Annotated in this window: 18 protein-coding genes; 3 read left to right on the top strand and 15 right to left on the bottom strand. The window is 64.5% G+C overall.

The features are described 5' to 3' along the window. Window positions 1–295 precede the first annotated feature (295 nt). Window positions 296–769 (bottom strand): DUF3859 domain-containing protein, encoded by a 474-nt coding sequence (locus N0B71_RS19820; RefSeq protein WP_259754423.1) that lies wholly within the window; start codon window positions 767–769, stop codon window positions 296–298. A 130-nt stretch (window positions 770–899) separates the two neighbouring features. Here N0B71_RS19820 and N0B71_RS19815 point away from each other — a divergent pair, with 130 nt between their 5' ends. Next, a complete protein-coding gene (locus N0B71_RS19815) occupies window positions 900–1766 on the top strand; it encodes a pirin family protein (RefSeq protein ID WP_259754422.1) in 867 nt (288 codons plus the stop codon). A 146-nt stretch (window positions 1767–1912) separates the two neighbouring features. Continuing rightward, window positions 1913–3169 (top strand): sugar MFS transporter, encoded by a 1257-nt coding sequence (locus N0B71_RS19810; RefSeq protein WP_259754421.1) that lies wholly within the window; start codon window positions 1913–1915, stop codon window positions 3167–3169. Window positions 3170–3225: 56 nt separating this feature from the next. On the opposite strand, the gene N0B71_RS19805 is transcribed toward N0B71_RS19810, so the two are convergent. The 6 genes from N0B71_RS19805 to N0B71_RS19780 form a co-directional block, all read right to left on the bottom strand. Beyond that, a complete protein-coding gene (locus tag N0B71_RS19805; protein WP_259754419.1) occupies window positions 3226–3957 on the bottom strand; it encodes a dienelactone hydrolase family protein in 732 nt (243 codons plus the stop codon). A 101-nt stretch (window positions 3958–4058) separates the two neighbouring features. After that, window positions 4059–5105 (bottom strand): SMI1/KNR4 family protein, encoded by a 1047-nt coding sequence (locus tag N0B71_RS19800; RefSeq protein WP_259754418.1) that lies wholly within the window; start codon window positions 5103–5105, stop codon window positions 4059–4061. Window positions 5106–5241: 136 nt separating this feature from the next. Next, window positions 5242–7146 carry a molecular chaperone HtpG gene (gene htpG / locus N0B71_RS19795; RefSeq protein WP_259754416.1) on the bottom strand — a complete coding sequence of 635 codons (1905 nt, stop codon included), beginning with the start codon at window positions 7144–7146 and terminating at the stop codon, window positions 5242–5244. A gap of 131 nt (window positions 7147–7277) precedes the next feature. Next, on the bottom strand, window positions 7278–8516 hold the full coding sequence (locus N0B71_RS19790) for an MFS transporter (RefSeq protein WP_259754414.1): 1239 nt from the start codon (window positions 8514–8516) through the stop codon (window positions 7278–7280). Then, window positions 8517–8963 carry a PaaI family thioesterase gene (locus N0B71_RS19785; protein WP_259754413.1) on the bottom strand — a complete coding sequence of 149 codons (447 nt, stop codon included), beginning with the start codon at window positions 8961–8963 and terminating at the stop codon, window positions 8517–8519. After that, complete coding sequence (locus tag N0B71_RS19780; RefSeq protein WP_259754411.1) at window positions 8960–9433, bottom strand: PaaI family thioesterase; 474 nt, start codon at window positions 9431–9433, stop codon at window positions 8960–8962. The genes N0B71_RS19785 and N0B71_RS19780 overlap by 4 nt, the downstream gene beginning before the upstream one ends. Window positions 9434–9594: 161 nt before the next feature. On the opposite strand from N0B71_RS19780, the gene N0B71_RS19775 reads away from it, so the two are divergent. Then, window positions 9595–9816 carry a hypothetical protein gene (locus N0B71_RS19775; RefSeq protein ID WP_259754410.1) on the top strand — a complete coding sequence of 74 codons (222 nt, stop codon included), beginning with the start codon at window positions 9595–9597 and terminating at the stop codon, window positions 9814–9816. Window positions 9817–9882: 66 nt separating this feature from the next. On the opposite strand, the gene N0B71_RS19770 is transcribed toward N0B71_RS19775, so the two are convergent. From N0B71_RS19770 to N0B71_RS19735, 8 genes are all read right to left on the bottom strand, one after another. Then, on the bottom strand, window positions 9883–10644 hold the full coding sequence (locus tag N0B71_RS19770; protein WP_259754409.1) for a DUF599 domain-containing protein: 762 nt from the start codon (window positions 10642–10644) through the stop codon (window positions 9883–9885). Window positions 10645–10874: 230 nt separating this feature from the next. Next, a complete protein-coding gene (gene brnQ / locus N0B71_RS19765; RefSeq protein ID WP_259754408.1) occupies window positions 10875–12188 on the bottom strand; it encodes a branched-chain amino acid transport system II carrier protein in 1314 nt (437 codons plus the stop codon). 484 nt (window positions 12189–12672) lie between these two features. Beyond that, window positions 12673–13554 (bottom strand): succinate--CoA ligase subunit alpha, encoded by an 882-nt coding sequence (gene sucD, locus N0B71_RS19760; protein WP_207883052.1) that lies wholly within the window; start codon window positions 13552–13554, stop codon window positions 12673–12675. Further along, window positions 13554–14720, bottom strand: coding sequence for an ADP-forming succinate--CoA ligase subunit beta (gene sucC, locus N0B71_RS19755; RefSeq protein ID WP_259754406.1), 1167 nt, complete (start codon window positions 14718–14720; stop codon window positions 13554–13556). Before sucC ends, sucD begins: the two co-directional genes overlap by 1 nt. Window positions 14721–14880: 160 nt before the next feature. Beyond that, window positions 14881–16317 carry a dihydrolipoyl dehydrogenase gene (lpdA, locus tag N0B71_RS19750; RefSeq protein ID WP_259754405.1) on the bottom strand — a complete coding sequence of 479 codons (1437 nt, stop codon included), beginning with the start codon at window positions 16315–16317 and terminating at the stop codon, window positions 14881–14883. Between the two features lie 81 nt (window positions 16318–16398). Beyond that, complete coding sequence (gene odhB, locus N0B71_RS19745) at window positions 16399–17631, bottom strand: 2-oxoglutarate dehydrogenase complex dihydrolipoyllysine-residue succinyltransferase (protein ID WP_259754404.1); 1233 nt, start codon at window positions 17629–17631, stop codon at window positions 16399–16401. 42 nt (window positions 17632–17673) lie between these two features. Further along, window positions 17674–20505, bottom strand: a complete 2832-nt coding sequence (locus N0B71_RS19740; protein WP_259754403.1) for a 2-oxoglutarate dehydrogenase E1 component — start codon at window positions 20503–20505, stop codon at window positions 17674–17676. A 247-nt stretch (window positions 20506–20752) separates the two neighbouring features. Then, entirely contained in the window at window positions 20753–21460 is a 708-nt protein-coding gene (locus tag N0B71_RS19735) for a succinate dehydrogenase iron-sulfur subunit (RefSeq protein ID WP_259754402.1), read from the bottom strand. Window positions 21461–21468 lie beyond the last annotated feature (8 nt).

Genomic DNA, 21468 nt, shown 5'->3' with positions numbered 1-21468 from the left:
GATTTATCGCCCCGGCCATTGCGGCCAGCGCTGTTCTTATTCGTTTCTCGGCTGCCGAGGGCGTCCGGCGAGCCGGGCCATCGTGCAGTAACACTCCTGCCAGAGCGCTTGCGGACGCTTTGGCTCCCTCTCCTCTTCTGTCTGCACGCCGGGAGTTGGGACTATCGTGCAGGCAAAGTAACAAACTGTTTCCCCTCTGCCAATGGAAAGGATGTAATCCGTGCCCTTCAGCAGACAAAGAAAAGCCCGGCACCGGGCCGGGCTTTTTTCGTAAAGACATTTCTTACCGCGTGACTTACTCGACGGTGAAGGTCTTTTCCGCCAGCAGGCGATCGCCCTGAAACACCATGAACCGCCACTGGCCCTGCACCACTTCGTGACTCTCGGTGAACTGGTAGGCCATCACGTCGGTGGGCGCGCCCACCACCAGCTTCTGCACCACCTCGAACTTGTCGTGACGCTGGCCGTCCGGGGTCACCACGCCGGGGGTGAAGTACAGCAGGGTCAGGGGCGTGTCGCCTTCCTGCTTGCCGCTGAGCTGGTAGCGCATGCCGAATTTGGTGCCCAGCTTGGCCGGCACGCGGGTGGTGGATTCGATCTCCTGCTCGCTGCGGGTCAGCACGCGCTCGCCCGGCTGGTAATCCTTGTAGTGGCTGACGAAGACGCCGTACTCCACCGGGCCGTTGACGCGCACTTCGGCAAAGGCCGAGGCGGCAAAGGCGGATGCCAGGGAGAGAGCCAGGACGGCTGGCAGGCGGGTAATGGACATGTCGCGCTCCTTGTTGGGGTCCGCGCGAGGCTATGACGTCGTCGTGACAACCTGATGACAGCCTGACGCCACGCGGGTCAGGCGGGCGGCGAGCGTCTATCATGCGTGGATCGCACCACTGGACACCATCATGAGCGACCGCCTGCTAGCCATCCGCCCCCGCGCCGAAGACGTCGAGGGCGTCCCCATCCTGCGTCCTTTGCCCTCCGCCCAGCGCCGCAGCGTCGGCCCCTTCGTGTTCTTCGACCATATGCTCGAGAGCCGCTTCGCGCCGGAGCACGGCATGGACATCCGCCAGCATCCGCACATCGGCCTGTCCACCCTCACCTACCTGTTCGAGGGCCAGGTGCAGCACAAGGACAGCCTGGGGTCGGACCAGCTCGTGCTGCCCGGCGACGTCAGCTGGATGACCGCCGGACGCGGCGTCGCCCACGTCGAGCGGACCCCGGCCGACCTGCTGCACAGCGGATCGCGCCTGCATGGCCTGCAGGTCTGGCTGGCGCTGCCACGGGAGCTGGAAGGTTGCGAGCCGAGCTACAGTCATCATGCCGCGGCCAGCCTGCCGGAAAGCGACAGCCTGGGCGTGCGCGTCCGCATGATCGCCGGCAGCGGCTTCTGCCTGGAGTCGCCGGTACCGGTGCGTTCGAAGACGCTCTACGCCGACCTGCACCTCGCCGCCGGGGCGACCCTGGCAATTCCTGACGAACACCCCGAACGCGCGCTATACCTGATCGAAGGCGAAGCGCTGCTGGATGACGAGCCACTGCCGCTGCATGAACTGCTGGTGCTGCCCGAGGGTGAGACGTTCACCCTGTCCGCCTGCGGCGACTGCCACGCGGTGATCATCGGGGGCGACGCGCTGGACGGCCCGCGGCGGATGAACTGGAATTTCGTCGCCAGCGACCCCGCGCTGATCGACAGTGCCCGCGAGCGCTGGGCCGCGCGCGACTGGCCGACGGTGCCCGGCGAGCTGGAACGCATCGAGCTGCCGCGCTAGCCGTACAGAGAAACCGATCAGAATTCGCCGCCGTGCTGTCGAAACCGGCGAATCCAAGCGGACGCGCGCCGCGGCTTGCCGCAGCATCGTGCGTCCGCCACCCTTGCCACCGGCAAGCCCACCCCTTCTGGCCCAAGGAGTCCGTGATGGACCAGTCGCCCGCTACCCGCCACACCAGCGCCCTGATCGTGCTGACCCTTCTGTTCTTCATGTGGGGCCTGATCACCTCGCTCAACGACATCCTCGTACCGCACCTGAAGGCGGTCTTCACCCTGTCCTACGTGGAGGCCTCGCTGATCCAGTTCTGCTTCTTCGGCGCCTACTTCATCATGTCCTTCCCCTCCGGCAGGCTGGTGGAAAAGGTCGGCTACAAGACCGGGATCATCGTCGGCCTGGCCACCGCCGGCGTCGGCTGCCTGATGTTCTACCCGGCGGCAGGCGCGAAGTCCTATGCGTTCTTCCTGGCGGCGCTATTCATCCTCGCCTCGGGCATCACCTTGCTGCAGGTAGCGGCCAACCCCTACGTCAACGTTCTTGGCCCGGCGTCCACCGCGGCCAGCCGGCTGAACCTGACCCAGGCCTTCAACTCGCTGGGCACCACGGTCGGCCCGCTGGTGGGCTCGCTGACCATCCTCGCCATCGGCGCCGGTGCCGCGTCGCAGCTCGGCGGGTCCGCCGCCAGCGAGGCCGATTCGGTGAAGACACCGTACCTGGTGCTGGCCGGCCTGCTGTTCGCCATCGCCGTGCTGATCGCGCTGTTCCGCCTGCCCAGGATCCATCATGGCGAGCCCACCGATGGCGTGGCCGGGCGCCAGTCGATCCTCGCCCACCGTCACCTGGTGTTCGGGGTCATCGCGATCTTCTGCTACGTCGGCGCCGAGGTCTCCATCGGCAGCTACCTGGTCAGCCTGATGGGCCAGCCGGACATCGCCGGGCTGCCCGCCGAGCAGGCCGGCAAGTACCTGTCGTTCTACTGGGGCGGCGCGATGGTGGGCCGCTTCGTCGGCAGCGCGCTGATGCGCAGCATCGCCCCGAACCGCCTGCTGGCCTTCAACGCCGTGGCCATTGCCGTGCTGATCGGCATCGCGCTGAGCGTTGGCGGGCATGTGGCGATGTGGGCGCTGATCTTGATCGGCCTGTTCAACTCGATCATGTTCCCGACCATCTTCTCGCTTGCCCTGGAAGGCCTGGGCAACCTCACCAGCAAGGGTTCGGGGCTGCTCTGCATGGCCATCGTCGGCGGCGCGGTCATGCCGCTGGTGCAGGCCTTCTTCGCCGACCGCGTCGGCCTGCTGCCCTCCTTCGCCGTGCCGCTGGTGTGCTACCTGTACATCGTCTGGTTCGGTGCCAAGGGCTATCGCGCGGACGAAGGCACGGCGCACCCTGCGCCACACTCCTCCTGAGTCATTCGCCCATGAAAAAGCCCGGCCGAAGCCGGGCTTTTTCATGCCTGGGCCGATCAGCCGCCGAAGCGCTCGTCCAGCAGGTCGAACATGGCGGCGAAGGCGCGGCGCGCCACCTTGGCGTCGTACTGCATCTTGCCGGGGATCTGCGCATGGGGGTCGGTGAAGGAATGCGCGGCGCCGCCGTAGCTGGTGAGCGCCCAATCGACGTTGGCGTCGATCATTTCCTTGGCGAACGCGGTCAATTGCTCGCGCGGGACGAAGGGGTCGATGGCGCCGTCGAGGACCAGCACCGAGCCCTTGATGTTCTTCGCATCGGCCGGATTCGGTGTATCCAGGGTGCCATGGAAGGACACCGCAGCCGCCAGCGGCGCGCCATCGCGGGCCAGCTCCAGGGCGCAGCAGCCGCCGAAGCAGAAGCCGAAAGTGGCCAGCCGGGTGGTGTCCAGCGGAGCCTTGCCCGCCTGCTGCAGCAGGGTCGCCAGCGACAGCTGCATGCGCTTGCGCAGCAGCGCGCGATCATTCTTGAGCGGCATCATCGCGGTAGCGGCCTGCTCCGTGCCGTTGGGGCGAACATCCTTGCCATACAGGTCCGCCACCAGCACCACGTAGCCGCGCTCGGCGACCTGGCGGGCGATATCCACGGCGCCCTGGCTGACGCCCATCCAGTTCGGCGCCATCAGCAGGCCGGGGCGCGGCGCAGTGCTGGCAGCATCGAATACCAACTGACCCTCGAAGGACACGCCGTCCTGGGTGTAGGCGACGGGTTGCACGCTGATCTGACTCATGGGGGTAGTCCTCTGGTAAATGCGGGAGAAGCATAGCGAACCGGGATTGACCGTATTGGACAATCTCGGCGTTGGGCAGGTGATTCCTGCGTGGGTGACTCTCAGGACGGCGCCTCTATCGCCAGCAAGCTGCGGACCAGGCGGGCCGCATAGTCCGCCTCGAAACGGTAGCCGCCATTGCTGTGAACGATACTGCCGGCGACCAGCCGTGCATCCCACCAATCCCGCAGGAAGCCGGGGGCATAGCCGCCGGTGCAGAATCCGTAGGGGTCGGCCACGTAGCTGGTGGTCAGCATCAGCGTGTAGCAGGGGCGCCGGTAATCGCTTTGCTCGCGGGAGCAGTCATGGAAATCGTCGTACGATTGGGCGAGCTTGAGGTGCGAGAACAGCCAGAACATGGCGTCGTACATCAGATGGGAATCCGCGTCGGCATGCAAGGCGAAGAAGCCCTTGGCGCGCACGATTCGCTCGGCCAGGGAGCGGATGTGCCGCTCGCCGTCGGGCAGTTCGCCCGCAGCAGCCTCCAGCGCGCGGCGCAGGATCGGCGACAGCGTGCCGCGCTGTACGGTGGCCAGGTCCGCTTCGAGGGTTTCCGCGTCGTCGTTGAAGTCGTCCTCACTGACCAGCCCGCGAATGAAGGTCGCAAAATCCGGCGCGACCTCGGTGATCGCATAGTCGGCCTCCTGGTCGACATGCACCACCCGCGGCTCGCCCTGCGGCCCGCATTGGCGGTAGTCGAGCATGATCATTTCGTGGCCGGCGCTGGGGGTATTGGCGATGGCGATACCGATGTCGGGATAGCCCCACTCGGCGCGCATGAACGCCGACCCGAGGGCACCGCCCAGGGAATAGGTCGCCGTGTGCCCGATGGCGTAGAGACCGGTAATGGCGATGTGGTCTTCGGCCCAGCAGGTCGGTTCGGTCATCGGGTAGCAGCACCGTTGGACGCAACCGCCGTTGCGCAGGCGAGCCAGCTCGACGTAGGCATCGGGCAGGCGATAGCCGAACGCCGCCTCAATCTGTGCGATCAGCTCGTCGCTCGGTGCAGGTTCCGTGTAGTGGCTGAGCGAATAGTCGCCATCGTCCCAGAATCCGTCCAGATCGACGTCGTCGAAGGCGCCGGTCGCCCTCTCGTTGGAAGGTGTCATTCCTTTCTCCCGTTTGGCGCGGCATCTCCTGTCCACGCCGAGTCAACATGCGCTGCATCTGGCCCACTACAGCGCAACGAAAAACGCCACGATTCCAGCACTGAAATCGTGGCGTTGGCTCAAGCCCGGCGGGCCCTTAGGCGGAGAGCTCCACCAGCAGCTTGTTCAGGCGGCGCACGTAGGCAGCCGGGTCCTTCAGGCTGTCCCCCGCGGCCAGGGCGGCCTGGTCGAAGAGGATGTGGGTCAGTTCGCCGAAGCGGTCTTCGTCGGCTTCCGCATCGAGCTTCTCGATCAGCGGGTGGGCCGGGTTGAACTCGAAGATCGGCTTGGCTTCCGGCACCTTCTGCCCGCTGGCTTCGAGGATCTGGCGCATCTGCAGGCCCAGGTCCTGTTCGCCGATGGCGAGGATCGCCGGCGAATCGGTCAGACGATGGGACACGCGCACCTCGGCGACTTCGTCACCCAGCGCGGCCTTCAGGCGCTCGGCCAGGCCTTCTTTGGCCTTGGCGATCTCTTCCTGGGCCTTCTTGTCCTCTTCGGAGTCCAGGCTGCCCAGGTCCAGGTCGCCCCGGGCGACATCGACCAGTTGCTTGCCGTCGAATTCGGGCAGGTAGCTCATCAGCCACTCGTCGATGCGGTCGGTCAGCAGCAGCACTTCGATGCCTTTCTTGCGGAAGACTTCCAGGTGCGGACTGTTCTTCACCTGGGCGTAGCTCTCGCCGGTGAGGTAGTAGATCTTGTCCTGGCCTTCCTTCAGGCGACCGACATAGTCAGCCAGGGCAACGCTCTGCTCGCCGCTCTCGTCGCTGGTGGAGGAGAAGCGCAGCAGGCCGGCGATCTTGTCCTTGTTGGCGAAGTCCTCGGCGGGGCCTTCCTTCAGCACCTGGCCGAAGTTCTTCCAGAAGCCCTTGTAGGCTTCGGCGTCATTGCTCGCCAGTTTTTCCAGCATGTCCAGGGAGCGCTTGGTCAGCGCGGACTTCATCGAATCGACGATGGGGCCGGACTGCAGGATTTCGCGGGAGACGTTCAGCGACAGGTCGTTGGAGTCCACCACGCCCTTGATGAAGCGCAGGTACAGCGGCAGGAACTGGTCGGCCTGGTCCATGATGAACACGCGCTGCACGTACAGCTTCAGGCCGCGCGGGGCCTCGCGGTGGTACAGGTCGAACGGCGCGCGGGCCGGGACGTACAGCAGCGAGGTGTACTCGAGCTTGCCCTCGACCTTGTTGTGGCTCCAGGTCAGCGGGTTCTCGAAGTCATGGGCGATGTGCTTGTAGAACTCCTGGTATTCCTCGTCCTTGACCTCGGTACGCGGACGGGTCCACAGGGCGCTGGCGCGGTTGACCACTTCCCACTCGGTCTCGGCCGGCTTGTCCTTCTCTTCGCCGTAATGCTCTTTGGGCAGTTCGATGGGCAGCGCGATGTGGTCGGAGTACTTCTTGACGATGTTGCGCAGGCGCCAGCCGTCGGCGAACTCATCCTCGCCATCTTTCAGGTGCAGGACGATGCGGGTGCCGCGCTCGGCCTTCTCGATGGTCGCGACCTCGAACTCGCCCTCGCCTTTGGAGGACCAGTGCACGCCCTCGCTGGCCGGCGCGCCGGCACGGCGGGTGAACACATCCACCTTGTCGGCGACGATGAAGGCGCTGTAGAAGCCCACGCCGAACTGGCCGATCAGGTGCGAGTCCTTCTTCTGGTCGCCGGAGAGGTTCTTCAGGAAGTCGGCGGTGCCGGACTTGGCGATGGTGCCCAGGTGCGCGATGACTTCCTCGCGGCTCATGCCGATGCCGTTGTCGTCGAGGGTGACGGTCTTGGCGTCCTTGTCGAAGCTCACTCGGATCTTCAGCTCGGCGCCGCCCTCAAGCAGCTCAGGCTTGGCCAGGGCCTCGAAACGCAGCTTGTCGGCCGCGTCGGAGGCGTTGGAAATCAGCTCGCGAAGGAAGATTTCCTTGTTCGAATACAGGGAATGAATCATCAGGTGAAGCAGCTGCTTCACTTCGGTCTGGAAGCCCAGTGTTTCTTTTTGAGTCTCCACGCTCATTGTTTCTCGCTCCGAGGATGACAAATACCGCGTCATGCGGCCGATGTCAGCGAGATGGGGGCTTCCCGAACCAATTCAAGGGGTTGGAGAAAATTCGCCGACGCGCCGATGACAGCACGCCGGCGGGCGCTCTAGCGCGCTGGCAGCTGGATGTCGGTGATTTCACTGGGGCGCAGGGTGTAGCTGGCTTCGCCCGGACCGTCGATCACCTGACGGATGACGATCCGCCCATCCGCATCCAGGCCGACGAAGACACCTTCGGCGACCCGCCCGCGCTCGGTGGTGACGCGCATGCGGCGGTTGAGATAGCGCTGCGGATTGCCCTGCAGGCGCTCCAGGGACAACTGGCCGCTTTCCGCCGCCGGCGGCAGCGGTGCGCTCGCCGGTGCGGCCACGTGCGCCGGCACGGGTGTCGCAGCGGCGGCCTTGAGTCGCGGGTAGTGGTCATCGCGTACACCCCAGCCGCGTGCCGGGTTCTTCTCCAGCGTCACCTGCAGCTCCTGCGCCTCGCCGGCGACCTCGATGGCCAGCGGGACATCCTGCGGCGCCCGCTGGGTGTCGAGCACCGGCAGGCGGGTGATGACGACATCGCGGCGGCCGAAGCGGCGCTGCAGGTAATCCTGCAGCACGTGGCGCAAGGTATCGCGGGAGTCGAAGCGGGTATCGACGTCGCCATTCACGTAGCGCAAACGGTCGGTAAAGACCTCGATGCTGCCCGACAACGTGGTCTGCATGTCCGCCGGCAACACCAGGTGGAAAGCGCCTTCCATGCGGTTGGGCGCCTTGGGTGTCAGGTCCAGGTGCAGGCTGTAGCCGCGTTGCAGGCGCACCGCCTCGGGCAGGTCCTGCCCTGGGGCGAGCCAGCTGACTTCGATTTCAGGCAGGCGGCCCTTGTCGTCCGGCAGCACATCCAGGCGGACCGGGCCGCTGACCGGTGCGGCCAGGCGTACCTGGACTTCCCGGTGGGCATAGAAGTCCTGCCCTTCGCGCAGGCTGAGCACGCCGTCGATGAACTCGGCCTGCTCGGGGGCGAACGGCTTGCCGTTGAGCTCGCCTCGCAGGTTGATTGCCAACTCAGGCTTGGCGGCGGCCTCGGGCGTGAGCCATTCCAGGCGCAGGATGGCCTCCAGGCGCGCGCTGTCCTGGCTGGCGAGCAGGGTCAGGCCCACCACCAGCGGTATGCAGCCCAGGCCGCCGAGGGCGACGGCGCTGCGCGCGTGCCGCCAGTGGACCAGCACAAACAGCAACGCCAACGGCGGCAACAGGCTGGCGAGCCCCCAGAACAGGCTGCGCTCGAAGGCGCGGGCAATCAGCCAGACGTAGGCGGCGAGGATCAGCAGCAGGCCGAGCAGGATCAGCAGCGTATCCATTCAGGCGCCGTCGACCTTGAAGTGCGCGCGGGCGGTGGCGATGGGTTCGGTGCGGGTGGTCTGCCAGGCGGTAATGGCAACGTTGGCCACGCGCCGGCCCTGGCGCCAGACCTGGCACTGCGCATAGGTATCGCGGAAATGCCCGGCACGCAGGTAGTCGATGGAGAAGTCAATGATCTTGGGCATGTGCGGGATGCCCATGAACATCAGCAGGTGCAGCAGCGCCGAATGTTCCATGAAGCCGGCGATCACCCCGCCATGCAGCGCCGGCAGCGTCGGATTGCCGATGTTGTCGGGGTTGGCCGGCAGGTGGAAGATCGCGTCGTCGCCCAGGCGCAGGCAGCGAATGCCGAGCAGCCGGGCGTAGGGGATCATTTCCAGCAGCGGGTCGTAGTTCTTGCTCTCGTGCGCCGCGCGCACCATCGCCTCGATGTTCACCGTGCTCATCCCTGCCCCCCGTCGACGTCGCGCTTCACCGCGCCGGCGGAGACCGACTTGCCCATGCGCATGAAGGTGCCGACCACGTGGGCGATGGGCTCGCTGGGGTCGTCCTGGTAGGCGTAGCCGCGGGTGAAGATGATGTTCGGGGTCACCCGGTAGCATTCGGCAAAGCCGTAGACATCCTTGTGCGGATCGGCCGGGTGCATGTAGTCGATGCGCAGGTCCAGGGTCGGACAGATCTCGAATTGCGGGAGCACGCAGACGGTGGAAATGCCGCAGGTGGTGTCCATCAGCGTGGTAATCGCGCCGCCGTGGATCACGCCGGTTTCAGGGTTGCCGACGATGGCGTCGCTGTAGGGAAGCCGCAGGGTGAGGCCGGAGGCATCCGCCGCGTGCGCGCTGATGCCCAGCAACTGGCAGTGGCGCAGCGCCGACAGGAAGCGCTGGGCGCGCTCCAGGAGTGGGTTTTCGGACATGGGAGGGGTCGACCGATTGACTGCACGGGGCCGCATCATACCCCGGCCGTTGTCACCGCTGCAGTGTCGGAATGACGGCGCGCCGGAAGATTGGTTGAACTAATTCACACAACCTCTGCTCAAAGGGCTAACACCAGGAAAGCCGCACATGGAGGCTCCGCATGAAAAAAACCCTTCCCTTCGCTCTGCTGATCGTCGCTGGCCTCGGCCTTGCCGCCTGCGATAAGAAAGAAGAGCCGAAAGCACCGGCTGCGCCCGCTGCTACCGAGCAGCCGGCAACTCCGGCGCCGACCACGCCGCCGGCACCCGAGGCCTCCCCGGCTACTCCGGCTGCCCCGGCCACCGCGCCGCAAGAGCCCGCCGGCGGCGAGCAGAAGCAGTAACAACGCTTCTGCCGCACAGCACAAGGCCCGCCTATGGCGGGCCTTGTCGTTTCTACCGCGCGGTATTCAACCGCTGGGAGGGATATCGGCGTCCCGCGGTGCGTCGCCCTGGGGCGTCGGCGTGTAGACCATCACGTGGAGCACGCTGGAGTGGAATTCGCGCTGGTACAGCACGCCCACCACGCCGGCCGTGACCAGCATGAAGATCCACGGGTTGATGAACCAGGCGAGCATCGCCAGGCCGAAATAGTAGGTGCGCAGCCCCTGGTTGAACTGGTGCGCCGCCAGCGACACCACGCGCGCCGCGCGTTCAGCGAAGGACTTGCGCTCCAGCTCGCCGACGTTGCGCTCCCCCACCATGGGCGCCGAGCCGATCAGCACCGCTGCGAAGTTGTACTGGCGCATGCACCAGCTGAAGGTGAAGAACGCATAGACGAACACCACCGCCAGGCACAACAGTTTGAGCTCCGACAATCCGCGGGTCGGCGCCGTGACGAAAGGCAGGTCGGCCAGTACCGACACCGTGCGCTCCGCCGAGCCCAGCAGCGTGAGGATGCCGGCGAGGATGATCAGCGTACTGGACGCGAAGAACGAGGCGTTGCGCTCCAGGTTGCCGATCACGCTCGCGTCCGCCACGCGGTTTTCGCGCAGCAGCACGCGGCGCATCCAGTCCTGGCGGTAGAGGTGCAGCACGCTGGCCAGGCACGCGGTGTCGCGGGCCTTGGTCTTGGCGTAGCGGGTATAGCCGATCCAGCAGAAGAGGAACCAGAGGATGGCCAGCAGGTTCCAGAAATACTGGATGTCGAACAGGTCGACGACGTCGGTCATGGTGGTCCTTGCGCGAAGTTTTAAAGGAATACGCGGCGGATAGACGCCGGATGCACGGAGAAAGACACGGCTCCCCAGCCCTTTCCCGAGCCCCATTAGTGTAGGAGCGAGCTTGCTCGCGAATCGTCCAATGCCAGCGTCTTGGGTGACTCCGTTCGCGAGCAAGCTTGCTCTTACAGACATGAAAAAGGCCGCCTCGTGGGCGGCCTTTTTCGTTGACGCGACGAGTGTCAGGCCATCGCTTCCTGGGGCTTGCCCAGCAGGCGGTCGATCACCACCATCACGGCCAGCATGGCGACCGAGGGGATCAGCCAGGCGAGGCCTTGCTCGGCCAGCGGCAGGTGCGCCATCCAGCCCGGCATCCAGGCATCGAGCTTGGCGCCCTTGAGCGCGTCGATGAGGCCGAAGATGAACGAGACGACCATGACCGGGGCGACGATGCGGGTCTGCGAACGCCACAGGCTGGCGCAGAAGCTCAGCGCCACCAGGACGATGCACGGCGGGTAGATGGCGGTCAGCACCGGGATCGAGAACTGGATGAGCTTGGTCAGGCCCAGGTTCGATACCAGCAGCGAGAAGCCGGCAAGGATCACCACCAGGCTGCGGTACGACAGCGGCAGGATGCGGCAGAAGTACTCGGCGCAGGCGCAGGTCAGGCCGACCGCGGTGACCAGGCAGGCCAGCGCGATGAGCACGGCGAGGAAGGTGCTGCCCAGCGAGCCGAAGGTGTGCTGCACGTAGGCGTGCAGGACGGCAGCGCCGTTGCTGGCACCGGCGGCGATGTCGTGGCTGCCGGCGCCCAGGCGGAACAGGCTGATGTACACCAGCGCCAGGCCCACGCCGGCGATCAGGCCGGCGATGATGGCGTACCGGGTGATCAGGCGCGGCGACTGCACCCCCCGGGAGCGGATGGCGTTGACGATGACGATGCCGAAGACCAGCGCGCCGAGGGTGTCCATGGTCAGGTAACCGTTGACGAAGCCCTGGGAGAACGCGGCACTCTGGTAGGCCGGTTCAGCGGTACCGATGGGGCCGGCCGGGAGCATGAAGGCGGCGATGCCCAGCGCGGCCAAGGCGATGATCTTCAGCGGCGCGAGGAAGCGGCCGACGGTATCGAGCAGCTTGCCCGGATACAGCGAGATCACCAGCACTATCAGGAAGTACACCAGGCTGTAGAGGAACAGCGGCAGTGCGCCCTCCCCCGTCAGCGGCGCCAGGCCGACTTCGAAGGAGACGGTGGCGGTACGCGGGGTGGCGAACAACGGCCCGACCGACAGGTAGCAGACAGCCGCCAGCAGCCCGCCGGCGATGCGACCGATCGGGTGGCTGAGGGTGTCCATCGCGCCACCGACCTTGGCCAGGGCGACGACGGTGATCACCGGCAGGCCGACCGCGGTGATCAGGAAACCCAGCGCGGCCATCCACACGTGCGGCCCGGACTGCAGGCCCACGATCGGCGGGAAGATGATGTTGCCCGCGCCGACGAACAGCGCGAAGGTCATAAAACCGAGTGCCAGGATGTCCTGGCCTTTCAAGACGTTCATGAAGGGAAATACCACAGTGCTGAAACGGTTTTGTGGTCCCCCAAGGCACATCGACCGTACAGACGTGACAAAGCCGCATCGGACGGGATGGGCCGACTCACGCGGGGCGAGCCTGGGCATCCTGTGATGCTGCTGTCATCGGTACGGTGATTTGTTCTTGGAAGTCCGATAGCAGAGGTTTTCCATGGGCTCGTGGCCCGGTTGCTCCTGCATTCTGTTTATCCCGCCATCCATGACGGTCAGGAATCGCCGTCGCCTCCGGGTAGGAGTGGACGGTGAGCGCGCCTTCCCTTGTGGGGAACGCGACGCTTCATATAGTTGCTAGCCTAACGATCTATTCCGATGAGCTGCACTGACATACGTCAGATCGTCCGTGGAATGAACGTAGGTGTCGCCTGAACGACACTTCTTTCAGACGCCGCCCTAACGACAGAGGCCACCCGAAGGTGGCCTCTGTTGACGAACGGTTAAGTCAGCGAGGCGCTTACTTGACCGCCCAGCCGGTCAGCTCGGCCAGGGCCTTGCCGATGTCAGCCAGGGAACGCACGGTTTTCACGCCAGCGTCCTGCAGGGCGGCGAACTTCTCGTCCGCAGTGCCCTTGCCACCGGAGATGATGGCGCCCGCGTGGCCCATGCGCTTGCCGGGCGGAGCGGTTACACCAGCGATGTAGGACACCACCGGCTTGGTCACGTTGGCCTTGATGTAGGCCGCGGCTTCTTCTTCGGCCGAACCACCGATTTCGCCGATCATGACGATGGCTTCGGTTTTCGGGTCTTCCTGGAACAGCTTCAGGATGTCGATGAAGTTGGAGCCCGGGATCGGGTCACCACCGATGCCCACGCAGGTGGACTGGCCGAAGCCGGCGTCGGTGGTCTGCTTCACGGCTTCGTAGGTCAGGGTGCCGGAACGCGACACGATGCCTACCTTGCCCGGCAGGTGGATGTGACCCGGCATGATGCCGATCTTGCACTCGCCGGGAGTGATCACGCCCGGGCAGTTCGGGCCGATCAGGCGTACGCCCAGCTCGTCGCACTTGACCTTGGCTTCCAGCATGTCGATGGTCGGGATGCCTTCGGTGATGCAGACGATCAGCTTGATGCCGCCGAAGGCCGCTTCCAGGATCGAGTCCTTGCAGAACGGAGCCGGAACGTAGATGACCGATGCGTCAGCGCCGGTGGCTTCCACGGCTTCCTTGACGGTGTTGAACACCGGCAGGCCGAGGTGGGTGGTGCCGCCCTTGCCGGGGGTCACGCCGCCAACCATCTTGGTGCCGTAGGCGATGGCTTGTTCGGAGTGGAAGGTACCCTGCGAGCCGGTGAAGCCCTGGCAGATGACTTTGGTGTCTTTATTGATCAGGACGCTCATTACTTACCCTCCGCGGCCTTGACGACTTGCTGGGCAGCGTCGGTCAGGCTGGTCGCCGCGATGATGTTCAGACCGCTCTCGGCCAGGACCTTGGCGCCGAGCTCAGCGTTGTTGCCTTCCAGACGAACGACAACCGGGATTTTCACGCCGACTTCTTTCACGGCGCCGATGATGCCTTCGGCAATCATGTCGCAGCGAACGATGCCGCCGAAGATGTTCACCAGAACGGCAGCGACGTTGCTGTCGGACAGGATGATCTTGAACGCTTCGGTCACGCGCTCTTTGGTGGCACCGCCGCCAACGTCGAGGAAGTTGGCCGGCTTGCCGCCGTGCAGGTTGACGATGTCCATGGTGCCCATGGCCAGGCCAGCGCCGTTGACCATGCAGCCGATGTTGCCTTCCAGCGCGACATAGTTCAGCTCCCACTTCTGCGCATGGGCTTCACGAGCGTCGTCCTGGGACGGGTCGTGCATGGCGCGCAGCTTGGGCTGACGGTACATGGCGTTGGAGTCGATGTTGATCTTGGCGTCCAGGCAGTGCAGGTTGCCGTCTTTCTTGATCACCAGCGGGTTCACTTCCAGCAGTGCCAGGTCGTAGTCCTGGAACAGCTTGGCCAGGCCAACGAAGATGTGGGTGAACTGCTTGATCTGGTCGCCCTTCAGGCCCAGCTGGAAGGCCAGCTCGCGGCCCTGGAACGGCTGAGCGCCAACCAGCGGATCGATGGTGGCCTTCAGAATCTTCTCAGGGGTCTCGTGCGCAACTTTCTCGATGTCCACGCCACCTTCGGTGGAGGCCATGAAGACGATGCGACGGCTGGAACGGTCGACAACGGCGCCCAGGTAGAGCTCCTTGTCGATGTCGGTGCAGGATTCCACCAGGATCTTGCTGACCGGCTGGCCGTTGGCGTCAGTCTGGTAGGTCACCAGACGCTTGCCCAGCCAGTTGGCGGCGAACGCCTTGGCGTCCTCTTTGCTCTTGACCAGCTTCACACCGCCCGCTTTGCCGCGGCCACCAGCGTGTACCTGGGCCTTAACGACCCACTCGGTACCACCGATTTTTTCACAGGCTTCTGCGGCCTCTTCGGGTGTGTCGACGGCGAAGCCCTTGGATACGGGCAGGCCGTACTCAGCGAACAGCTGCTTACCCTGATATTCGTGGAGATTCATGCTTGTCTACCGTTTTCGTCTTGGGTATTGCGCATTCGGCGCGGCGCTCGTGGCACCACGCCACCTGTGACCGAGTTCCCCCACGGGGGAGAAACGATCCGGCGGGTGGGAGGCAGCCCCTCGCAAAAGACTGCCGCCCTCCCCGCCGTGGTCCCGTTCCTTAGCGCTTCTTGCGGTTGGCGATGTGGATGGCGTGGCCATTCACCGCCAGGGCCGCTTCGTGCAGCGCTTCGGACAGAGTCGGGTGGGAGAAGACCATCATGCCCAGGTCTTCGGCACTGGTGCCGAATTCCATGCCGATCGCGCCTTGCTGAACCAGCTCGGCGGCGCTCGGGCCGATCACGTGGACGCCCAGTACGCGGTCGGTCTTGGCATCGGCGATGACCTTGACCAGACCGGTGGTGTCATTGGCAGCCATGGCGCGGCCGCTGGCGGCGAACGGGAAGGTACCGACGTTGACTTCGACGCCTTCGCCCTTGAGCTGCTGCTCGGTCTTGCCGACCCATGCGATTTCCGGGTGGGTGTAGATCACCGACGGAATCAGGTCGTAGTTCATCTGGGCCTTGTGGCCGGCGATGCGCTCGGCAACCATCACGCCCTCTTCCGAGGCCTTGTGCGCGAGCATGGCGCCGCGTACCACGTCACCGATGGCGTAGACGCCCGGAACGCTGGTCTTGCAGTGGTCATCGACGTAGATGAAGCCACGCTCGTCCAGGGTCACGCCACTGTCGGCGGCCAGCAGGTCGGTGGTCACCGGGCGACGGCCCACGGCCACGATCAGCTTGTCGAAGGTTTCCTTCTGCTCGCCGTTGGCGTCGGTGAAGGTCACGGTGACCTGCTTCTTCTTCACTTCCGAACCGGTGACGCGGGCGCCCAGGCGGATGTTCAGACCTTGCTTGGTCAGGGTCTTCAGGGCTTCCTTGGCGATCTGCTCGTCGGCAGCCGGGAGGAACTTGTCCAGAGCTTCCAGAACGGTGACTTCCGCGCCCAGGCGAGCCCAGACCGAACCCAGCTCCAGGCCGATGACGCCGGCGCCGATCACGCCCAGCTTCTTCGGTACGCTCTGGAATTCCAGGGCGCCGGTGGAGTCGACGATCACGTCTTCGGTCAGCGGAGCCGGCGGGATTTCAACCGGACGGGAACCCGACGCGATGATGATGTTGTCGGCTTCCAGGACCTGGGTCTTGCCGTCCAGGCCGGTCACTTCGACCTGCTTGTTGGCCAGGACCTTGCCGTGGCCTTCGAAGGAGGTCACGCCGTTGGCCTTGAACAGGGTAGCGATGCCGCCAGTCAGGTTCTTCACGATGTTGGCCTTGCGGGCAACCATCGCCGGGACGTCCATCTTCACGCCGCCGGTGGAGATACCGTGAATTTCGAAGCCCTCTTTGGCTTCCTTGTACTTCCAGGAGCTGTCCAGCAGTGCCTTGGACGGAATGCAGCCTACGTTCAGGCAGGTGCCGCCGAGAGCGACCTTGCCCTCTTTACCGATGTACTTCTCGATGCAAGCGGTCTTCAGGCCGAGTTGGGCGGCACGGATGGCGGCTACGTAGCCGCCGGGGCCGGCACCAATCACAACCACGTCGAATTTCTGGCTCATGTCTCAATCCTTATTCCGGTGAAGCGGACGGCCCCTTTCGGGGCCGTCGTGTAGTACGGGGCCGTCGTGTGAACTGACGTATCAGACGTCCAGCAGCAGGCGAGCCGGATCTTCCAGCAGATCCTTCATGGTGACCAGGAAGCTGACCGCTTCCTTGCCATCGATCATGCGGTGATCGTAGGACAGCGCCAGGTACATCATCGGCAGGATGACCACCTGGCCGTTAACGGCCATGGGGCGCTCCTGGATCTTGTGCATGCCGAGGATGGCGGTCTGCGGCGGGTTGACGATCGGAGTCGACAGCAGGGAACCGAATACGCCACCGTTGGAAATGGTGAAAGTACCGCCGGTCATGTCTTCGATGGACAGCTTGCCGTCTTTGGCTTTCTTGCCGAAGGTGGCGATGCCGTTCTCGATCTCGGCCAGGCTCATGAACTCGGCGTTACGCAGAACCGGCACGACCAGACCGCGGTCGCTGGAAACTGCCACACCGATGTCCTGGTAGCCGTGGTAGACGATGTCGTTGCCGTCGATCGACGCGTTGACGCCCGGGAAGCGCTTCAGGGCTTCGGTGGCGGCCTTGACGAAGAAGGACATGAAGCCCAGGCGGACGCCGTTGTGCTTCTTCTCGAACAGGTCCTTGTACTTGTTGCGCAGGTCCATGATCGGCTTCATGTTGACTTCGTTGAAGGTCGTCAGCATGGCCATGGAGGACTGGGCTTCGACCAGACGCTCGGCAACCTTGGCGCGCAGGCGGGTCATCGGCACGCGCTTCTCTACGCGGTCGCCAGCGGCGAACACAGGAGCGGCGGCGGCAGCCGGCGCAGCAGCCTTGGCGGCCGGAGCGGCAGCCGGGGCGTTCTTCTTGGCTTCAACGGCGGCAACGACGTCTTCCTTGGTCACACGACCGCCCTTGCCGGTGCCGGCCAGGCTGTTCGGGTCGATGCCATTCTCTTCGGCCAGCTTGCGGGCGGCCGGCGAGAGGATGTTGTCGTCGGCAGCGGCGGCAGCCGGCGCAGCAGCGGCCGGGGCGGCAGCAGGAGCGGCGGCAGCAGCCGGAGCGGCAGCGGCAGCACCGCCTTCGCTCAGCTTGCCCAGCAGTTCGTTGGAGAGAACGGTGTCGCCTTCGTTCTTGACGATCTCAGCCAGCACGCCGTCGGCCTCGGCCAGTACTTCGATCACGACCTTGTCGGTCTCGATGTCGACGATCAGTTCGTCACGCTTGACGGCTTCACCGACCTTCTTGTGCCAGGTTGCGACGGTGCCGTCGGCAACCGATTCCGGGAAGGTTGGGGCTTTGATTTCGATAGCCATTATGTGTGTTTCCTTAAATTCGGTATCAACTGCGCGTTGGCGTTAAACGGTGAAGGCGTCCTGCAGCAGTTTTTCCTGCTGCTCGGCGTGCATCGAAGCGTAGCCGCAAGCCGGAGCTGCCGAGCCTTCGCGGCCCGCGTATTCCAGGTTGAGACCTTTCTTGTGCGCGGCGATGACACGACGCATGTGATGCTGCGAGCAGAACCAGGCGCCCTGGTTCATCGGCTCTTCCTGGCACCAGACGATGTGCTTGAGGTTCTTGTACTGCGACAGGACCTCCGCCAGGTCGTCTTCCGGGAACGGATACAGCTGCTCGATACGAACGATCGCGATGTTCTCGCGGCCTTCGGCACGGCGCTTCTCCAGCAGGTCGTAGTACACCTTGCCGCTGCACAGCACGATGCGGTCGACCTTCTTCGGGTCCAGGTTGTCGATCTCGCCGATCACGGTCTGGAAAGAGCCGTTGGCCAGATCTTCCAGGGTCGAGATGGCCAGCTTGTGACGCAGCAGCGACTTCGGCGTCATCACGATCAGCGGCTTGCGCAGCGGACGGATCACCTGACGGCGCAGCATGTGGTAGACCTGGGCCGGGGTAGTCGGCACGCAGACCTGGATGTTCTGCTCAGCACACAGCTGCAGGTAACGCTCCAGGCGCGCGGAGGAGTGCTCCGGACCCTGGCCTTCGTAACCGTGCGGCAGCAGCATGGTCAGGCCACACAGGCGTTGCCATTTGGTTTCACCGCTGGTGATGAACTGGTCGATCACGACCTGCGCACCGTTGGCGAAGTCACCGAACTGGGCTTCCCAGATCACCAGCGCGTTCGGCATGGTGGTGGCGTAGCCGTATTCGAAGGCCAGGACGGCTTCTTCGGAGAGGTAGGAGTCGTACAGGCTGACGCGCGGCTGACCGTCGAACAGGTTGGCCAGCGGGATGTAGACCGAGTCGTCCTTCTGGTTGTGCAGCGCCGCGTGGCGGTGCGAGAAGGTGCCGCGGCCGACGTCCTGACCGGTCATGCGTACCGGGTGACCTTCGAACAGCAGGGTGGCGTAGGCCAGGTTCTCGGCGAAGCCCCAGTTGATCGGCATGCCACCGGCAGACATCTTCGCGCGGTCTTCGTAGATTTTCTGTACCTGACGCTGCATGACGAAGCCGTCCGGAGTCTCCAGCAGCTTGGCCGAGAGGTCCTGCAGGGTCTTCAGGTCGAAGCGGGTGTCGTGGCGCGCGGTCCAGGCATGGCCCACGTACGGACGCCAGTCGACGAAGAGCTCCTTGTTGGGCTCCTTCACCAGGCTCTTCACAACGTGCTGGCCGTTGTCGAGAGCGTCGCGGTATTCGTCGACCTTCTCCTGGGCCTGCTCGGCGGTCTGCACACCGGCTGCGATCAGCGCGTCGGCATACAGGTCACGGGTGGTGCGCTGCTTGGCGATCTGCTGGTACATCAGCGGCTGGGTGCCGCTCGGCTCGTCGGCCTCGTTGTGGCCGCGACGGCGGTAGCAGACCAGGTCGATGACCACGTCACGCTTGAACTGCATGCGGTAGTCGACGGCCAGTTGGGTCACGAACAGGACCGCTTCCGGATCGTCGCCGTTCACATGGAAGATCGGCGCCTGGATCATCTTCGCCACGTCGGTCGCGTACTCGGTGGAACGAGCGTCGTCCTGGCGGCTGGTGGTGAAGCCCACCTGGTTGTTGATCACGATGTGGATGGTGCCGCCCGTCTTGTAAGCACGGGTCTGCGACATCTGGAAGGTCTCCATGACCACGCCCTGCCCCGCGAAGGCGGCATCGCCGTGGATGGAGATCGGCACGACCTTGTCGCCACTGCCGTCCTTGCGACGGTCCTGGCGGGCGCGTACCGAGCCCTCGACCACCGGGGAAACGATTTCCAGGTGCGAGGGGTTGAACGCCAGGGCGAGGTGGACTTCGCCGCCGGTGGTCATGACGTTGGAGGAGAAGCCCTGGTGGTATTTCACGTCACCCGAGCCCAGCTCGACCAGTTTCTTGCCTTCGAACTCGTCGAAGAGGTCGCGCGGGTTCTTGCCCAGGGTGTTGACCAGGACGTTCAGGCGGCCGCGGTGGGCCATGCCGATGACGATTTCCTTGACGCCGTAGGAGCCGGAGCGCTGGATGATCTCGTCGACCATCGGAATCAGGCTCTCGCCGCCTTCCAGGCCGAAACGCTTGGTGCCCGGGTACTTGGTGCCCAGGTACTTTTCCAGGCCTTCGGCTGCGGTCAGGCGCTCGAGCAGGTGCGAACGGGCGTCGGCGGAATAAGCCGGACGGCCGCGCACGCTTTCCAGGCGCTGGGCGAACCAGTGACGCTGCTCGGAATCGACGATGTGCATGAACTCGGCGCCGATGGTGCTGCAGTAGGTCTGCTTCAGCGCATCGATGATTTCACGCAGGGTCGCCTCTTCCTTGCCGATGTAGAGCTCACCGGTACGGAAGGTGGTGTCGAGGTCTGCAGCAGTAAGCCCGTAGTGTTCGAGCGACAGATCGGAGGGAGCGGTACGCACCCAGAGACCCAGCGGATCGAGCGATGCCGCCTGATGGCCGCGCAGACGGTATGCCAGGATCAGACGCAGGACTTCAACCTGCTTCTTCTCGTGCTCGGTGCTTACGCTGCCAGCGGAAACAGGCGCAGCGCGGCGCTGGTTCTTGGCCAGGAGTACGAAATGATCACGGATAGAGGAATGCGAGACGTCGGGGGCGGGATTGCCGTCGGCGGGAAGCTTCTGGAAGTACGTGCGCCACTCTTCTGGCACAGCGTTCGGGTCGTGCAGGTAGAGCTCGTAGAGCTCTTCGACGTAGGCAGCGTTTCCACCGGATAGATGGGCACTGTTCCACATCCGCTGCATTACGCTTTCGTGCATGCTTGGTCACCCTCGGTAAGGGGACTCCACCTGTGGAATCTCTGGCGCGAAGTCATACACAGCGACTCCAAGCCACCGATTCCCGCAGATAGTCCGGGTACCAGCCCGGATGCCCCTGCTGGTCATATATACGTTTTCAAAACAGGACCCCCGCTTTGTGGGCTTGGGTCCTAAGGACTGTACCGCCGGACAATGTTCCGGCGGCACAGGTGTCGCTCGTCACAGGATCCTTGGCCGAAGCCGCGGATCAGGTGCCGCTCTGCAGCAGCATGTTACGGATGTGACCGATTGCCTTGGTGGGGTTCAGACCCTTCGGGCAGACGTTCACGCAGTTCATGATCCCGCGGCAGCGGAAGACGCTGAACGGGTCATCCAGGCTCGCCAGGCGCGCCTGGGTTTCGGTGTCACGGCTGTCGGCCAGGAAGCGATAGGCTTGCAGCAGTGCAGCAGGACCCAGGAACTTGTCGGGGTTCCACCAGAACGACGGGCAGGAGGTCGAGCAGCAGGCGCACAGGATGCACTCGTACAGACCGTCCAGCTTCTCGCGCTCTTCCGGGCTTTGCAGACGTTCGATGGCCGGCGCTGCATATTTGTTCTGCAGGAACGGCTTCACGCTCTCGTACTGCTTGTAGAAGATGCGCATATCGACGACCAGGTCACGAATGACCGGCAGGCCCGGCAGCGGACGCAGAACCAGCTTGCCGCCCTTCAGGCCAGCGGCCGACAGGGGGGTGATGCAGGCCAGGCCGTTCTTGCCGTTGATGTTCATGCCGTCGGAGCCGCACACGCCTTCACGGCAGGAACGACGGTAGGAGAAGCCCTCGTCCTGTTCCTTGATCAGCGCCAGTACGTCCAGGACCATGATGTCCTTGCCGTCGGTATTGACCTGGAAGTCCTGCATGTACGGTGCAGCGTCCTTCTCAGGGTTGTAGCGGTAAACACTCACTTGCAACATGGCGGGCA

Source organism: Pseudomonas sp. GCEP-101, from assembly GCF_025133575.1.
Lineage (GTDB): Bacteria > Pseudomonadota > Gammaproteobacteria > Pseudomonadales > Pseudomonadaceae > Pseudomonas > Pseudomonas nitroreducens_B.
This window is presented reverse-complemented; position numbering and strand designations above follow the sequence as displayed.

What these genes read in the sequence shown, in the direction of transcription:
- N0B71_RS19790 (WP_259754414.1), bottom strand. Translation starts at nt 8,516, where the DNA reads ATGGATACGCTGCTGATCCTGCTCGGCCTGCTGCTGATCCTCGCCGCC.
- N0B71_RS19740 (WP_259754403.1), bottom strand. Translation starts at nt 20,505, where the DNA reads ATGCACGAAAGCGTAATGCAGCGGATGTGGAACAGTGCCCATCTATCC.
- N0B71_RS19810 (WP_259754421.1), top strand. Translation starts at nt 1,913, where the DNA reads ATGGACCAGTCGCCCGCTACCCGCCACACCAGCGCCCTGATCGTGCTG.
- N0B71_RS19770 (WP_259754409.1), bottom strand. Translation starts at nt 10,644, where the DNA reads ATGACCGACGTCGTCGACCTGTTCGACATCCAGTATTTCTGGAACCTG.
- htpG (WP_259754416.1), bottom strand. Translation starts at nt 7,146, where the DNA reads ATGAGCGTGGAGACTCAAAAAGAAACACTGGGCTTCCAGACCGAAGTG.
- N0B71_RS19805 (WP_259754419.1), bottom strand. Translation starts at nt 3,957, where the DNA reads ATGAGTCAGATCAGCGTGCAACCCGTCGCCTACACCCAGGACGGCGTG.
- sucC (WP_259754406.1), bottom strand. Translation starts at nt 14,720, where the DNA reads ATGAATCTCCACGAATATCAGGGTAAGCAGCTGTTCGCTGAGTACGGC.
- sucD (WP_207883052.1), bottom strand. Translation starts at nt 13,554, where the DNA reads ATGAGCGTCCTGATCAATAAAGACACCAAAGTCATCTGCCAGGGCTTC.
- brnQ (WP_259754408.1), bottom strand. Translation starts at nt 12,188, where the DNA reads ATGAACGTCTTGAAAGGCCAGGACATCCTGGCACTCGGTTTTATGACC.
- N0B71_RS19815 (WP_259754422.1), top strand. Translation starts at nt 900, where the DNA reads ATGAGCGACCGCCTGCTAGCCATCCGCCCCCGCGCCGAAGACGTCGAG.
- N0B71_RS19800 (WP_259754418.1), bottom strand. Translation starts at nt 5,105, where the DNA reads ATGACACCTTCCAACGAGAGGGCGACCGGCGCCTTCGACGACGTCGAT.
- N0B71_RS19735 (WP_259754402.1), bottom strand. Translation starts at nt 21,460, where the DNA reads ATGTTGCAAGTGAGTGTTTACCGCTACAACCCTGAGAAGGACGCTGCA.
- lpdA (WP_259754405.1), bottom strand. Translation starts at nt 16,317, where the DNA reads ATGAGCCAGAAATTCGACGTGGTTGTGATTGGTGCCGGCCCCGGCGGC.
- N0B71_RS19780 (WP_259754411.1), bottom strand. Translation starts at nt 9,433, where the DNA reads ATGTCCGAAAACCCACTCCTGGAGCGCGCCCAGCGCTTCCTGTCGGCG.
- N0B71_RS19775 (WP_259754410.1), top strand. Translation starts at nt 9,595, where the DNA reads ATGAAAAAAACCCTTCCCTTCGCTCTGCTGATCGTCGCTGGCCTCGGC.
- odhB (WP_259754404.1), bottom strand. Translation starts at nt 17,631, where the DNA reads ATGGCTATCGAAATCAAAGCCCCAACCTTCCCGGAATCGGTTGCCGAC.
- N0B71_RS19820 (WP_259754423.1), bottom strand. Translation starts at nt 769, where the DNA reads ATGTCCATTACCCGCCTGCCAGCCGTCCTGGCTCTCTCCCTGGCATCC.
- N0B71_RS19785 (WP_259754413.1), bottom strand. Translation starts at nt 8,963, where the DNA reads ATGAGCACGGTGAACATCGAGGCGATGGTGCGCGCGGCGCACGAGAGC.